16 protein-coding genes are annotated in these 13,907 nt (G+C 46.2%); 15 read left to right on the plus strand and 1 reads right to left on the minus strand.

Features of this window, described 5'->3' with window-relative positions; genetic code table 11:
* Position 1: 1 nt before the first annotated feature.
* From H0O22_RS09400 to H0O22_RS09470, 15 genes are all read left to right on the plus strand, one after another.
* Positions 2 to 985 (plus strand): photosynthesis system II assembly factor Ycf48, encoded by a 984-nt coding sequence (locus H0O22_RS09400; RefSeq protein WP_185186409.1) that lies wholly within the window; start codon positions 2 to 4, stop codon positions 983 to 985.
* An 88-nt stretch (positions 986 to 1,073) separates the two neighbouring features.
* A complete protein-coding gene (gene psbE, locus H0O22_RS09405; protein ID WP_185186410.1) occupies positions 1,074 to 1,322 on the plus strand; it encodes a cytochrome b559 subunit alpha in 249 nt (82 codons plus the stop codon).
* A gap of 3 nt (positions 1,323 to 1,325) precedes the next feature.
* The gene (psbF, locus tag H0O22_RS09410) at positions 1,326 to 1,463 is read left to right on the plus strand and encodes a cytochrome b559 subunit beta (RefSeq protein ID WP_010314382.1); all 138 of its coding nucleotides are present in this window, start codon (positions 1,326 to 1,328) and stop codon (positions 1,461 to 1,463) included.
* Between the two features lie 11 nt (positions 1,464 to 1,474).
* Entirely contained in the window at positions 1,475 to 1,594 is a 120-nt protein-coding gene (locus H0O22_RS09415) for a photosystem II reaction center protein L (protein WP_185186411.1), read from the plus strand.
* Between the two features lie 15 nt (positions 1,595 to 1,609).
* On the plus strand, positions 1,610 to 1,810 hold the full coding sequence (locus H0O22_RS09420) for a photosystem II reaction center protein J (RefSeq protein ID WP_185186412.1): 201 nt from the start codon (positions 1,610 to 1,612) through the stop codon (positions 1,808 to 1,810).
* A gap of 532 nt (positions 1,811 to 2,342) precedes the next feature.
* Positions 2,343 to 3,686 (plus strand): sugar transferase, encoded by a 1,344-nt coding sequence (locus H0O22_RS09425; protein WP_185186413.1) that lies wholly within the window; start codon positions 2,343 to 2,345, stop codon positions 3,684 to 3,686.
* A gap of 5 nt (positions 3,687 to 3,691) precedes the next feature.
* The gene (locus tag H0O22_RS09430) at positions 3,692 to 4,624 is read left to right on the plus strand and encodes a hypothetical protein (protein ID WP_185186414.1); all 933 of its coding nucleotides are present in this window, start codon (positions 3,692 to 3,694) and stop codon (positions 4,622 to 4,624) included.
* A gap of 33 nt (positions 4,625 to 4,657) precedes the next feature.
* The gene (locus tag H0O22_RS09435; protein ID WP_185186415.1) at positions 4,658 to 6,076 is read left to right on the plus strand and encodes a hypothetical protein; all 1,419 of its coding nucleotides are present in this window, start codon (positions 4,658 to 4,660) and stop codon (positions 6,074 to 6,076) included.
* Positions 6,077 to 6,079: 3 nt separating this feature from the next.
* The gene (locus H0O22_RS09440) at positions 6,080 to 7,174 is read left to right on the plus strand and encodes a glycosyltransferase (RefSeq protein WP_185186416.1); all 1,095 of its coding nucleotides are present in this window, start codon (positions 6,080 to 6,082) and stop codon (positions 7,172 to 7,174) included.
* Positions 7,174 to 8,373, plus strand: a complete 1,200-nt coding sequence (locus tag H0O22_RS09445) for a glycosyltransferase family 4 protein (RefSeq protein ID WP_185186417.1) — start codon at positions 7,174 to 7,176, stop codon at positions 8,371 to 8,373. The genes H0O22_RS09440 and H0O22_RS09445 overlap by 1 nt, the downstream gene beginning before the upstream one ends.
* A gap of 47 nt (positions 8,374 to 8,420) precedes the next feature.
* A complete protein-coding gene (gene rfbG / locus H0O22_RS09450) occupies positions 8,421 to 9,488 on the plus strand; it encodes a CDP-glucose 4,6-dehydratase (protein WP_185186418.1) in 1,068 nt (355 codons plus the stop codon).
* 1 nt (position 9,489) lies between these two features.
* Complete coding sequence (locus H0O22_RS09455; protein ID WP_185186419.1) at positions 9,490 to 9,948, plus strand: hypothetical protein; 459 nt, start codon at positions 9,490 to 9,492, stop codon at positions 9,946 to 9,948.
* Positions 9,939 to 10,709, plus strand: coding sequence for a glucose-1-phosphate cytidylyltransferase (rfbF, locus tag H0O22_RS09460; protein WP_185186420.1), 771 nt, complete (start codon positions 9,939 to 9,941; stop codon positions 10,707 to 10,709). Before H0O22_RS09455 ends, rfbF begins: the two co-directional genes overlap by 10 nt.
* Positions 10,710 to 10,716: 7 nt before the next feature.
* Positions 10,717 to 11,649 carry an NAD(P)-dependent oxidoreductase gene (locus tag H0O22_RS09465; protein WP_185186421.1) on the plus strand — a complete coding sequence of 311 codons (933 nt, stop codon included), beginning with the start codon at positions 10,717 to 10,719 and terminating at the stop codon, positions 11,647 to 11,649.
* A 25-nt stretch (positions 11,650 to 11,674) separates the two neighbouring features.
* Entirely contained in the window at positions 11,675 to 12,556 is an 882-nt protein-coding gene (locus H0O22_RS09470) for a glycosyltransferase (protein WP_255439578.1), read from the plus strand.
* Here H0O22_RS09470 and H0O22_RS09475 read toward each other — a convergent pair.
* Positions 12,549 to 13,874 carry an MBL fold metallo-hydrolase gene (locus H0O22_RS09475; RefSeq protein WP_185186423.1) on the minus strand — a complete coding sequence of 442 codons (1,326 nt, stop codon included), beginning with the start codon at positions 13,872 to 13,874 and terminating at the stop codon, positions 12,549 to 12,551. The two genes, H0O22_RS09470 and H0O22_RS09475, sit on opposite strands and share 8 nt — an antisense overlap.
* Positions 13,875 to 13,907 lie beyond the last annotated feature (33 nt).

Consider the following 13,907-nt stretch of genomic DNA (forward strand, 5'->3'; position numbering starts at 1 on the left):
GATGAAACGCCTGCTCTCGTCGTTGACCGCACTCCTGGTGGCGATTGTGCTGACTGGTTGCGTCAGCACCTCACTGCCGACGGCACAAGCCAGTCCGTGGGAAGCCGTCGACATCCACACAAAGTCGAACCCGCTGGACCTGGCCTTCACGAACGGCCAGCACGGGTTCCTCGTCGGCAGCAACCGCTTGATTCTCGAGACCAACGACGCCGGGGCGTCTTGGACCGAAATGGCCCTGGATCTGCCGGAGGAAGAAAACTTCCGCCTGATCAGCGTTGACTTCTCGGGAGACGAAGGGTGGATCGTCGGTCAACCGGGCCTGCTGCTCCACAGCGAAGACGCTGGGCAAAATTGGAGCCGATTGTTCCTCGACACGAAGCTGCCGGGCGAGCCGTACATGGTCACGGCCCTCGGTCGAAACAGCGCGGAACTGGCAACCAATGTCGGCGCGGTGTACCGCACCACTGATGCGGGCAGCTCTTGGCAGGCCCAAGTGGAAGACGCCGCAGGAGCAATCCGCGATCTACGTCGCAGCCCGGAAGGCAACTACATCAGTGTGAGCAGCCTGGGCAACTTCTTCGCGACCTGGAACAAAGGCGAGGCGCGATGGACACCCCACCAACGGGAAAGCAGCCAGCGCCTGCAGGCAATGGGATTCCAACCCAATGGAAATCTCTGGATGGTGGCCAGGGGCGCGCAGCTGCGCTTCAACGACGACGCCCGGCAACCCGACGAATGGGGCAAGCCCGTGGTGCCCATCACCAATGGCTATGGCTACCTCGATATTGCCTGGGATCCGAGCGGTGCGATCTGGGCCGGGGGAGGCAGCGGAACCCTACTGGTGAGCCAAGACGAGGGCAAAACCTGGCAGAGGGATCCGGTGGGTGAAGAGCAGCCGACCAACTTCAGCCACATTGCCTTCTTCCATGATGGCAAGGGCTTTGTCCTCGGCGAGCGAGGCTCGCTGCTGCGCTGGATCGGTTGAGCAACAACGCTCTGTAACCAAGCGGCCGGGCTCATCTCGCTGGCCGCTGGCTTGCCTTTAAGATCGCCAAGCTGAACGCTTCCAGACCATGGCCGCCGGCTCTACGGGTGAACGCCCGTTCTTCGAAATCATTACGAGCATCCGCTACTGGGTGATCCACGCAGTGACCCTGCCGTCGATCTTCCTGGCTGGCTTCCTGTTCGTGTCAACCGGCCTCGCCTACGACGCCTTCGGCACCCCACGTCCGGATGCTTACTTCCAGGCTCAAGACGCCAAGGCACCTGTGGTGAGTCAGCGCTATGACGCCAAGTCCTCGCTCGACCAGCGCCTGAAATAAGCCATGACTCAAGTCCCTGCAAGCACCACCCCGCGCAACTACCCGATCTTCACGGTCCGGTGGCTTGCCGTTCACGCCCTTGGCATCCCCACGGTGTTCTTCCTGGGAGCCCTAGCGGCAATGCAATTCGTCCGCCGCTGAGGTCCCGATCAATGGAACGCAACCCCAACCCGAACAATCTCCCGGTTGAACTGAACCGCACCAGCCTCTACTTGGGCCTGCTGTTCGTCTTCACCTGCGGGATTCTTTTCTCCAGCTACTTCTTCAACTGATCAGGAGGATCTGAGATGAGCGGCAAGAAATCCGGACTTCCCGACGGAAGAATTCCCGATCGCCTTCCTGACGGTCGTCCAGCTGTTGCTTGGAAGTCGCGGTGGACTGAAGGCGTGCTGCCTCTGTGGCTAGTAGCAACGGCCGGCGGGATGGCTGTAATTTTCGTTGTTGGCCTGTTCTTCTATGGTGCCTATACAGGCGTGGGTTCAGCTTGAACCAGAGGAAAACACGTAAATCACCCCTCCACAAGAGGGGCTTTTTAATGTTGGTCAGTTTGCTAGCCGAAGGACCCGATACGGGACACAGATAAACGGTTGAGCAGCAAAAGAATCAACATGCTTTTGGAGACATCACAATAAGACATGCGCCTAACAGTCAGATGTTTTTGATGCCGCAGTTTTAGAGTGGTAGATACGGTGTGTTAATTACCTGGTTGCATTTTACGAAGCTGCAGCTTTTAATGACATTGAAGCGCCGTAGGAAGTGAAATTGGCAGTGCTGTTCAGAAGAGGTGCTGCCAGCTTCGTAGACCAAATGCGTGGAAACAGCTGCATGATTCCAAGAATCATGTGTGATTGGTTGAGGTTAACACGGTACCGGTGCTGAAGGACAGGACCCTGTGATCGAGGCCGTGGTTCGAGCACCGGGATATTCAGCACCGGAGAAGCAGATATTGCTGATCATTGAAGATCAGGACAGGGAAGAGAGCGATATAGAGTGTGCCTTAGAGGATCGATTGAGAAAAGGATGAATTGGAGAGCACCTTGGCTTAGGGATAGGGCGTTGCCTCTTTTATTGGCGACTCTAGACGTGGGAATGATTCTGGCTACATATGGCACTGTTGCGAGGGTACGCACAGGGATGTGGTCGATACCTGGCAATGGAGCGGCTTTCGCTACATGCTGCTGGCTGATGACTAGTTATATTCTGGGAAGGTATTCAAATAAAGCAAGAGGCACGTCGCCAAGATTATTCAGGGAAACAGTACTACAGGTGGGGATTGCATCATCTATTATCTGGATGGGATTTATCGTTCACTCTTGGAGCTATCAGGTAGTTGACGCTCAAACAAGATTCCGTGGGTTTGTAGTTCCGGTTGCAACGATTATTGCTGTCCTTGGGGTGTGCTCGCGCTTATTATTAATGAATATGAGCAAGAATGCACGAAAGCAAAGGTGGCTGATCATTTGCTCTGAGAGAGAAAAAGATGTACTCAGAATGGAACTGGGGCCATCAGAACTAGAGCAATTAACATTTTGCGGCCTAGAACAAATAAAAGATACGTGGTATGCAGGAACGAATATTGCAATAGGCGAGGACGTAGAACCAATAAGTATTGACTACTTCTTCTTGGCCAACTTGAAAGCGGGGGGAACAAAAGTATTACGTCTGAATGACTGGTGCGAGAACACTTTGAACAGGATACCGTCAGAGTTGATTGACGAAAGATGGTTTTTGCTAGAGGATGGATTTGCAGTACAGCCAGGTCGAATATGGTGGAGGGTCAAAAGAATTGGAGATGTGTTGACTGGCCTGATTGTAGGAATAGCGACAATTCCGATAGTGGCACTAGCAGCCTGTGCAATTAAACTGGAAGACAAAGGACCAGTGCTATACGGGCAAGAAAGAACTGGTATATATGGAACGCGGATAAAGATATGGAAACTTCGAAGCATGAGGGTTAACGCGGAAAAAAACGGGCCAGTATGGTCAAAGAAAGGAGATGTAAGGGTTACTAGTGTCGGTAAAATAATTAGAAAGACAAGGATCGACGAACTCCCGCAACTTTGGAACGTAGTATGTGGGGACCTGAGCCTGATAGGGCCTAGACCTGAAAGACCACAGATAGAAGAGGAGCTTGAAAAGCATATAGCGAACTACAGAACAAGGGAATGGATACGACCAGGATTGAGCGGATGGGCTCAAGTGTCATATCCATATGGTGCGAGTCTTGAAGACTCAAGGGCGAAGCTGGCTTATGATTTATATTATCTCAAGAATGCGGGGTTCTTAATGGATATAATGATACTTCTAAAGACCATTAGGTTAGTAATAAGGGCCGAAGGAAGTGTTCCCGAAAGCGAGAGATAGTTAATATGCTGATATGGGTCGATAGCGAAGATGGGTCGAGAGGAGGATCAGTCTATTTGAAGAGATGTCATCAGTCGGCATTAGATAGTGGTAAGACTAGCAAATACATAGACATAAGCAGTACACGCAAAAAGATCAAGGTCATTTTAAGTTCATGGTGGTCCGGAAACGAGATAAGGGGAACTGTTCCTCGAGAGATACCTACACTTATATGGTGTAAGAATAAAAGGGGTTATATACAGAGTCCACCGGAAGAGTGGTCAATATGCTCAAGAATAGCAATGAGATTGTTTTTGAGCACCAATGGCTGTACAGCTGCATGTGTATCACGTACAACGAGAGACTCCGCGAAAGAGGAAGGGTTTGGAGTACTAGATATTGAATATGCAAGAATACAGGAGGTTGCGGATACAAGAGATTTAGAGGTAAAAGACAACGAGGGGAGGAAGATCGTCTTTATAGTTATGGATAATGGCTTGATAGACAAAGGTTATTTACGGCACTTGTCAATAATAGATGCAGTTTCTAGTAGTCGTGAAGTGGTGGTTGAGGTTTATGGAGCAGGAGGAAACATTAGATACGGCGCTGGGGCTGTGGTAAGACATCATGGATACAAAAGCAATCCTTTTGATCATGCAGCAAAAATAAATGTTAGTAACTACATATTCTACTTAGGTTGTTCTCGTTTCGAAGGTCTGCATATGGCCGTCGTGGAGGCAGCGATAGTCGGCATTCCAAGTATATTAAGTGATATACAAGCCCACAGAGAGCTTCAGTCAATTGCTGGTGAGAAGTTACTGATAGGGAGCTGTGTTTCGAACGACATTGAGATATTGAGGAACCACCTTGATGACAAGAGCTACAGACAAGCAATGGACAGGTGCGGTAAACTGGCTAAAAGGTTTAAAGATGCAGGCAACGAACGCAGAGAAGGATAGGTAGAGAGAGTGCCGGCAGCGATAGTAGCAAGCTTGTCATTGGTTGCAATATGCATTGCACAGATAGCTTGGGTAGTAGGTAAGAGGAGGAAAGAAGCAAAGGGTTTAGCAGTAATTGCACCAAGCGCGATATTTATTATAGGAATACTGGCAAGGTTTGCCATGGGTTCCCTTATAGTAAGCTTAACACCTGAAAAGCTAGTTCTAGATGGTGAATATAGGCAGTATCTGGTGTCTTGGCTATACAGTAGCGATACAGTAATGATCTGGACGGGGTATCTGCTTGCTGGTAGCACAGTGTTTGGATTGCTAGAGAGATATAAGGTAAAAAGACAGGAGGTAAGAACGAGAGATGTAAAAGAGATGGGATGGTTTGAATTGATCAACAAAAGCAAGAAAAGAGTTTATGGGTACGGGCAGATAAGATGCGTAACAACAAGTATTCTCTGCTTGTATTTTATAAGTTCATGTATTTCTGCCTGGACGGGCTCAATGGACAGAGGTGCCAGTTATAGCTATTGGGCAGAGATGATATTTAGACCGGAGGCTGTATTTATAGCGTTTGCGAGGTTGAGGCAGATAGGTTATTTCCTGCTTCCACTAGCATGGAAAGATTCGAGCAAGATGCTAAAGGTCTTCTTTGTAGTAGTTGCGACAATTCCACTCGTTATGGAATCGATCGCTGGCGGAAGAGGATCGGTGCTATATCCACTGATTATGATCTTTTTTGGAATTATATGTAATAGGTTAGAGAAGAGGAAATTGATAATTTATAGCGCTTTGTTAATATTATTGCTTGGGTTTGCTGTTCCTTACATGGCCGCCTATAGAGATGGGGCATCAATGGGAAAAACAAGTCATAGAGACATACAAGGTAGATTGGGCGCATTGCTTACGGGTGTCAAGGCTGAAAGGATCGTTTATAGGTACATGGCGCTAGGAAGAGAGATGTATGCCTGTAGCGATGGTTTTATTATTGAGGCAGCGAGAAGAAAGGATGAAAAGAAATATGGAGTAAGTGACCTAAGCTTAGAAGATTTAGGGAAGATATGGATACCACGCTGGATTGCAAGCGATCAAGAGTATGAAAAGGGTGACGGTGCATCGATTGCCAAAGGATTGATGGGAGTTGAAAACAAGACATGGTTTCCCTGTATAACTACACCTGCTGATCTATTTCGCAGGGAGAGATGGCTTGGTGTACTAGCCGGTGGGGGAATAATGGGGATGATCATATGGTTCTTGGATAGACTCTGGCTAGAAGCAGGAAGAAAGAGAAGATCCATAGACACACTATTGTTAACACTGCTTCCAGTTACATATGTACAGGCGGGCATGTACGGAACATTGAGGGAGTTGATTTGGCAGCTAGCGTGGGAATTGCCTAAGTACGTAATATTGTTCTGGGTACTGAGTAAAGGTCTAAGATGTATTCAAGCACTTAGAGAATAAGGCATGGAAATACACAGAAAGGACCGGCTAGTTGTTTGCTCTTCACCAAATGGCAGGGGAATTGCGAAGTATGCGGAGTACTTGATGGAAATGGTAGAAGGTACTTTAATAACATGCGATAAGAGGACTCGTTGGTTTGTGCTTTGGGAGCTCTTTGGAATTCTAGGTTATACGAGAGAATTAGTAAGTTCAAAAGAGATATATTTTTCAAATTCAAGAGTATCGCCGCTGTTGTGGATGGTCCTTGATTGGGGGAAGGTTACTATCGTCGTCCATGATGTAATGGATACGAATGCGGAAAGGAGGTGCGGAACCGAACATTTAGGAGCAAGAATGAAGCTAAGAAGAGAAGTAAACTCTTGGATATTGAGACGTTCAATTGAGAAAGCGAGCAGGATAATATTCAATAGTCAGTACACTGAGCGTGAAGTAAGGCGATGGATAGGCATGGATTATGGGAGGACCTGTGTCATATATCCACCTCCATCTTTTGAAAAGCTGGTGACAAAAGAAAGGGTTAAGGCAAGAAGAGAGAGGGGGGGCAAAGAGATATTAAAGCTGCTAACAGTAACAGGAACAACAAAAAACAAGGCGCATGAGGCATACAAAGAATTTCACGAGACTCTAGAAGCTAGGGTAGGAATGAGAATAGAGCTTGTAATTTATGGGATAGAACTAATAAAGGCAAGAGGCGAGTTCACGAGATGGGCGATGGACAGGCGAGACAGAGTAACAGTAAAGTACGGGCGAAGTGAGGAAGAACTGATGGAGGACTATTTAGATTGCGATATTGTCGTCTCATTGTCAACTGAAGAAGGATATGGGATGCCAGTTGCTGATGCATTGGGTTTCGGCATTCCAGTAGTTGCAAGGTCTATCGGGTCATATCGTGAAATAAAGGAAAACTTAGATGATTGCGAAATCATACATCTGGCAGATGATCTAGGTCAGTGTGTTGAGAGAGCTGCCAGGCTGATTTCGGAATCAGACGGAAAGCGGGGAAGGGAGGAAAGGTATGAACGATACAGGAGGTTTTGCAGAAGAAATAGGGATGTAGCCAACTCTCTGCTGGAAGAGATGGCTGGGAGATACTCATAATGAGGGTATTAATGGTATGTATATCTGACCCAGGAGATGGCAAGAAAGGTGATACAAAGCTAGTAAGAAATAGACAGATAACGCTTGAGCGAATGGGCTGTACGATAGATATATTGTATTTTGAGTGGGGGTTGTTCAAGAGTTCAATAAAGATCAAGAATGGTGTGGGCCGGGAAGGCGTTGACATCGTTGCACAGATAGGAGCGAGAAGAATAGTTGTATGGCTACTATCGAAAGGCCGCGAGCTGAAAGGGAAGCCTATTCAGACTTGGCTGTCATTTGCGCTAGCTGGGTCATGGGGTGGGCGTCTGGGAACAATATTCTCGTCTTATACGACTATTCACTTTTTTCATATAAGGAGCGTTGGACTGTGGAAGTTGGCTCCAGAAAAGACACGAGTTATAGCCGACCTAATAGACTCCTACACACTAAACATCGGGAACTGGATTAAGATAGAGAAAAGGTGGTGGGCAAAGTTGCTTCTGCGGGAAGAATACAAGAAAATGTACAGCATGGAGTTGGGTATAGAAGATTACGTTCGCAATACGTTTAAGAGTACAGTGGCTACAGTCGCAACTCCGGATTTAGAGCATATAGGGGGAAGCACTATACGAAAGGTAGTGATACCTGTTGGCATCGAGATTAAGTCACTAGCGAGAAGAACTGAAGAATGCAGTGGAATCGAGTGCATATTTTTTGGGAATCTAGACTATAGGCCCAATATAGATGCATGTCATGTAATTATCGATGTAGCAAGAGAGCTAAGGGTAAGGAGGCGAGATAGTTCAATAAGAATAACCGTGGCCGGGAGGAATATCAGTCGAGGCCTAAAGAGTATGTTGTCGAGGCAAGGGGTAACTGTGATATCACCTGTAGAGAATATGTATGATTTGGTAAAAAGCAAAGATGTGGCAATTCTACCGATGGTCAGTGGAAGCGGTATGCAATCAAAGATCTTAGAGGCAATTTCCTGGGGGGTGCTTGTTATGGCGACACACAGAACAGCAACTCCACTAAAGCTGATACGAGATGAAGATTATATCGAGGTAGAAACTGCAGGAGATATAGTTGAGAGACTTCTAGATGTTGCGAACGGCAGGTTTGAGATGGATACAATTAGAAGGAAAGCGCACAAACGGATAGGGGTTTTTGGATGGGAAAAGACATGCGAGAGGTTGATAGAAGAATATGCTCGATAGTTGAAACCCAACTGTGTAGTACTATCATAGGAGAGTGTGGTTGATCGGTGAATTATTTAGACCATTACAGGGAGAAGAAGGTCTTGCTGACCGGCCATACGGGCTTCAAAGGGTCATGGCTGGCCATATGGCTACGTATGTTGGGTGCACAGGTGTATGGTTACGCTCTCCCAGCCAGCGAGCGATCTCTGTATAGAGATGCGTCAGTTGCAGAGCTCATGAAGGAAGAGAGGCTAAGCGATATCGGTGAGGATGGTGGATTAGAGGCTTTTATTAAAAACATAAAGCCAGATATTGTGTTTCATTTGGCGGCAGAGGCGATTGTAGGAAATGCGCATAAAAATCCGATAGATGCCTGGCAGACTAATGTCATGGGTACATTAAGATTGTTGAATGCCCTAAAGAATGACAATAGAGAGTGTAGCTTAGTGGTCATAACAAGTGACAAGTGTTATGAGAACAATGAGTGGGTGTGGGGATACAGAGAGAAAGATGAGCTCGGTGGGAAAGATATGTATAGCGCTTCAAAAGCAGCGGTTGAGATCCTTGTTCGTGGATTCGTTTACTCATATCTGATGGAAGAAGGAAATAAGCTGATGTTGGCGACTGCACGCGCTGGGAATGTCATTGGTGGGGGTGACTGGTCAGATTACAGACTGGTCCCGGATTGCATCCGGAGCTGGGAGAGAGGTAGAACGGTTGAATTAAGAAACCCTCGGTCAACTCGTCCTTGGCAACATGTGCTTGAGCCATTGAGGGGTTACTTGCAGTTGGGTTACTCTCTTTCTATCGATCGGTCGTTTCATGGTGAAGCATTTAACTTTGGTCCAGATGCAGCAAACTCGAGAGGGGTAGGGGATTTAGTGAGGGAGCTCAGCCTAAAGTGGGAAGGAGTGGATTGGGCGGAAACGGACGGGAAGACAGAGTTTGGCGAAAGTTCACTGCTTGCACTAAATTGCGACAAAGCCGCTGCAAGACTGAAATGGAGACCAGTTCTTAGCTTTACGCAGACTGCAAGTATGACATCAGAGTGGTATTTTTTGCATAACGAGGGATCGGAAGCGGAAGAACTTTGTAAAGAGCAGATTTGTACGTACGTAGACATGCTCAAGTGACATGGTATTAGTATCAAATGTAGAGATGGTAAAGGGTACTGAGACGTCGATTATAAAGTTCATGCAGAATTCTGATGAAGTATACAAAGGTTTTGGGGAGGCCTACTTTTCTTTGGTTCCGTGTGGAGTAGAGAGATATTGGAAGATTCACAAGAAGGCCACTTGCAACATCTTGGTGCCCTGTGGAAGAGTGGTATTTGTTATTGCTGAGTATGATTTTTCCAGCTGGAGGTTTGTTGAGTTGGGGGGGGAACCTCAGAAGAGGTTAACTATACCGCCAATGAATTGGTACGGGTTTCAGGGTTTAGGAGATGCGGGGTCGATCATTGCAAATATCATTGATATAAGGCATCAAGATGAGGAAGTGGATGCGGAACAAAAAGAGCTAATGCTCAACGTGCCAAAGGCTAAGGTATTATGGCTCAAGAGGACAATTAAGGATCCAGTCTTATGGAAGTAGTGATATTAGCCGGAGGTCTTGGCACGCGATTATCGGAATACACAGACAAGATTCCGAAGCCGATGGTCCCTATTGGAGGGAAACCGATTCTTTGGCACATTATGCAGCGCTTCGCGGAATATGGACATAAGGATTTCATAATTGCACTTGGCTACAAGAGTGAGCTTATCAAAGATTACTTTCTAAGATTCGCACAGCTCAACTCAGATTTCAGGATTGACCTGGAGAAAGGCACGATAGAATTGATAAACTCATCCAACACTGATTGGAAGGTAACATTAGTAGATACAGGAGAAAAGACGGCAACTGGTGGAAGGCTTAAAAGACTTGATGACTATATTCATGGAAGTACATTTATGATGACGTACGGTGATGGTGTATCAGACATAGACATCGATGAGTTAATTAGATTTCACGAAGAGTATGGGGGATTGGCAACTGTGACGGCCGTGCGTCCGCCGACGCGTTTCGGTGAACTTACTATTACCAAGAATAAGGTGACAAGGTTTGCGGAGAAACCTCAGATGGATGATGGATGGATCAGTGGAGGGTATTTCGTATTGAACAAGAGAGTACTAGAGTTAATAGAAGACGAAGAGGAGATGTTTGAGCGGAACGCTCTCGAGACTTTGGCGGAAAGAAATCAGCTAAATGCCTACAGACATCATGGATTCTGGCAATGCATGGACACTAAAAGAGACTTGGATACTCTTGAGGAGATCTGGGTATCTGAAAGGAAAACCCCGTGGATAGGCAAATAGGATTGATATGGCAGTAGCACTTGTCGGGCCTACAAGTTATATAGCTGAGCGTCTGGCTAGTGCGTTAGATGAAGCTGGAAAGAACTACCATCTGATCAGCCTCAGGAATAAGGGTGAAGCAGAATATAAGACAAGGAGGAGTGTCACCTCTAAGGATGAGTTAACTGTAGATATGATAAAGGATTTGGGTATAGATTCTGCTATTCTTTGTGCGTCAATGAGTGCCGGAGAGTGTGAGCAGAATCCAGATAAGGCACATTACATAAATACAGAACAAGTGGTAGCGACGGTAGATGCTCTTGCTAGAGGAGGAACGAAGAGATTCATGTATCTATCGACAATAAAGGTTTATGGCGAAGGTTTAGAAGGGAGAATCACAGAAAGAACAAATGCAGCTCCTACTACTATTTATGGAAAGACACATTATAATACAGAAGTTACCTTGAGAAGGCTTGCATCACAGCGGGGTATAGAAGTGCTGATGGTAAGAATGTCAAATGTATTTGGTCCGCCAGTCACTAACAAAGATTCAGTCTGGTCATTGGCAGCGAATTGCTTTGCGCGACAGATGGCATCCAAGGGGTTGATCGATGTGAGAAGTCCGAAGGTGATGCGGAATATACTTCCAATGGAAAAGCTGATTAACTTCATAACAGCATGGTTAGAAAGAGGTATTAATGCACACAGAGTTGAAGTAGTCAACTTAGGAAGTAGTACGACGCTATCAATGAAAAGCCTGGCTGAACTGATCCAAGAGTGCTATTGCGGACGGCTTGGAGTGGATGACATACGTTCAGTTGCTAATACAGAAAAGGCTGCATTTCAATTCTCGACAGACCATTCATCAGGCTTAATGAGTATTGCAAGGGCGGACGATGAGGAGGTAGTCTTATTTGAGATGAAGAGGTTGTGCGACACTAGCAGAAAGCTATTTGGATAGACCTGTGAAAAGAGTATCTATTGTAATGCCAACATACAATCGTGGCTACTGCTTAGGAGACACGATTCAGTCGGTTTTGAGTCAGACATACAGAGAGTGGGAATTATTGGTCGTAGACAATATGTCGAAGGACAATACAAAGGATGTGATAGAGTCCTTTGAAGATGCAAGAGTAAAGATGATACAGATACAGAATCATGGTGTAATCGCGATTTCGAGAAATTGTGGAGTAGCCGCAGCAACTGGAGAGTTAGTTTCGTTTATGGATTCAGATGACCCATGGCTACCAGAAAAACTAGAAGTTTCTGTTAGACTAATAGAGTCGGGAATGGACTTTGTATACCATGACTTATACTTGACTGACGGCAAGGATAGAAGCAGAGATAGGACTACGAAGGTCTCCAGAAGGCTCAGAAGGCATGTGCTTGAAGACCTCATAACAAACGGGAATGGAATCAACACATCAAGTGTCGTAACGAAGACAGAGCTAGTGAGAAGAGTCAATGGATTCTCTGAGTCTCGTGAGTTGATAGGAATCGAAGATTACGACCTGTGGGTAAGATTGGCTGAAGTAACTGATAAGTTTGGGTTAATATCATCACCCATGGGGTACTACACGATGGACGGTAGTGGCACCCTAAATAGAGAGCTGGTTGAGAGGAGCCTTTTGAGTATTGCAAGGCTTCATAACGAGCTACATATGCGCATTTGCGGATCTACTCCCGGATGGATCAATATTGCTCTGGCAAGGATTTGCTTAAGGAAGAATCCAGCTGATGCGATGAGAATAGCAACAAAGGTTTTGACCGGGGAGAATCGATTAGGAGTGAGGATGAAAGCATTAGTAATAGTTTTTTTGGCAATACAAGGGAGAGTTGGAAAGGTGTTTCGTGAGAAGATTAGATAAATAGCCGCTTAAGCTTTCGCATCTGCGAGATAGACCAGTCCAGGGGTGGTTGTTGAGATTCGTAGTGTGAGAACATAGCCTTAAGTTCAGCATGTGTTCGGATCCCCCCGTTGTCTGCATACTTTGTCACAAGATAATTAAAATTAGGTTTATAGAGGGAATTGCAGTTATCAAGATAGACACGCATAAAGTTGGCAATCAGCAGGTCGTCAAATATATTGGTCCTAATTGCTCTCATGAGAGAGGCTGAGGGTGCGTGAAATCTTATAGAAGACCTTCCTGAGCCGCGGAAGACAGTGTGAGTGAAGTTTCCAACACATAGTTGAATCTCGTGGAAAAGCTTCCTTAATGGCTGAATCGAGGAGAAATAGTCATAAGCCATGGCAAGCTGTGCTGGAGTGAGTTGGGTTGACCAGTCATCCCCAAATACAGTCTCTGGTATGGGTACAGACACTTGATTGGGTTGGGGATTAATAGATTCATACTGGTAGGTTTCTCCCTTCAGATAGACTTTGATGAAAGGTGGCAGGATGGATTGATACATAGATGGTTGAAAGCCGACGTAGTAAGAGTCAATGGGTGTTGTATATTGATTGGCCCAAATTGAGTCTCGTCGTTGATATTGATGAAAAGAACTGAAAGGAATGGCAACCTTGAGATGAAAACGATTCAGGTATGACTGAATTTCGCGACCAATTTGCCGACCAGCAGTCCTAACAGGGTTGAGACGGGAACCAGTTATATCAAATAGATTGATCATGTCAGCATCACCATAACCATGCAACCCAAGATAAAAAGAGTTGGAATACTGCCGTGCGATTTTACGTAGGGAGGTCTCGAATCCTATTCCACCACTATCGTTGAGGTTGGCCACAAGAGTTTTACGACGAAGTGGATCTGTGAGTTCTACAAGGATGGCGGAGTCATGTAGACTATTGTTGAACAACATGATTCTGGTGTTGTTTCCGATAGAGTGCCATTTTTTGGATGGGAGAGCGATTACGCGAAAACCAGCACCTCTAAGTTCTTTCTCTACTCTGCTACCCCAATGCTGAGCTATTAGTAAGACGGCGTGCTTGAAATTGCGCAGCGACGCCAGATTAAGGTGGTCAGGGTGAAAGTGTGAGATGAATATGTATGGACACTTTTTAATGTTTTGACGCTGCTCATCAGGGACCTTGAAAGGTAAGGACCATGATCCGAAATAACAAGGATGTTCATCAAGCCATACGTCTGTCGCCAAGAGAGGCTGGCCTGCATCGTGGATGATAAGCGTGGCATTGCCAATTGTCTCAAAACCAGTATGTATGTTGCTCATTAGATAGATCCCCAAGGATGCCGAAATGAATAG

The organism is Synechococcus sp. LTW-R, from assembly GCF_014217875.1.
Taxonomy (GTDB): Bacteria; Cyanobacteriota; Cyanobacteriia; order PCC-6307; family Cyanobiaceae; genus Vulcanococcus.

Excerpts from the sequence above, each read along its gene's own strand:
- H0O22_RS09425 (WP_185186413.1), top strand. The coding sequence starts at position 2,343 with ATGAATTGGAGAGCACCTTGGCTTAGGGATAGGGCGTTGCCTCTTTTA.
- H0O22_RS09400 (WP_185186409.1), top strand. The coding sequence starts at position 2 with ATGAAACGCCTGCTCTCGTCGTTGACCGCACTCCTGGTGGCGATTGTG.
- H0O22_RS09415 (WP_185186411.1), top strand. The coding sequence starts at position 1,475 with ATGGAACGCAACCCCAACCCGAACAATCTCCCGGTTGAACTGAACCGC.
- H0O22_RS09420 (WP_185186412.1), top strand. The coding sequence starts at position 1,610 with ATGAGCGGCAAGAAATCCGGACTTCCCGACGGAAGAATTCCCGATCGC.
- H0O22_RS09430 (WP_185186414.1), top strand. The coding sequence starts at position 3,692 with ATGCTGATATGGGTCGATAGCGAAGATGGGTCGAGAGGAGGATCAGTC.
- H0O22_RS09465 (WP_185186421.1), top strand. The coding sequence starts at position 10,717 with ATGGCAGTAGCACTTGTCGGGCCTACAAGTTATATAGCTGAGCGTCTG.
- H0O22_RS09475 (WP_185186423.1), bottom strand. The coding sequence starts at position 13,874 with ATGAGCAACATACATACTGGTTTTGAGACAATTGGCAATGCCACGCTT.
- psbE (WP_185186410.1), top strand. The coding sequence starts at position 1,074 with ATGGCCGCCGGCTCTACGGGTGAACGCCCGTTCTTCGAAATCATTACG.
- H0O22_RS09445 (WP_185186417.1), top strand. The coding sequence starts at position 7,174 with ATGAGGGTATTAATGGTATGTATATCTGACCCAGGAGATGGCAAGAAA.
- rfbF (WP_185186420.1), top strand. The coding sequence starts at position 9,939 with ATGGAAGTAGTGATATTAGCCGGAGGTCTTGGCACGCGATTATCGGAA.
- H0O22_RS09455 (WP_185186419.1), top strand. The coding sequence starts at position 9,490 with ATGGTATTAGTATCAAATGTAGAGATGGTAAAGGGTACTGAGACGTCG.
- H0O22_RS09440 (WP_185186416.1), top strand. The coding sequence starts at position 6,080 with ATGGAAATACACAGAAAGGACCGGCTAGTTGTTTGCTCTTCACCAAAT.
- H0O22_RS09470 (WP_255439578.1), top strand. The coding sequence starts at position 11,675 with ATGCCAACATACAATCGTGGCTACTGCTTAGGAGACACGATTCAGTCG.
- psbF (WP_010314382.1), top strand. The coding sequence starts at position 1,326 with ATGACTCAAGTCCCTGCAAGCACCACCCCGCGCAACTACCCGATCTTC.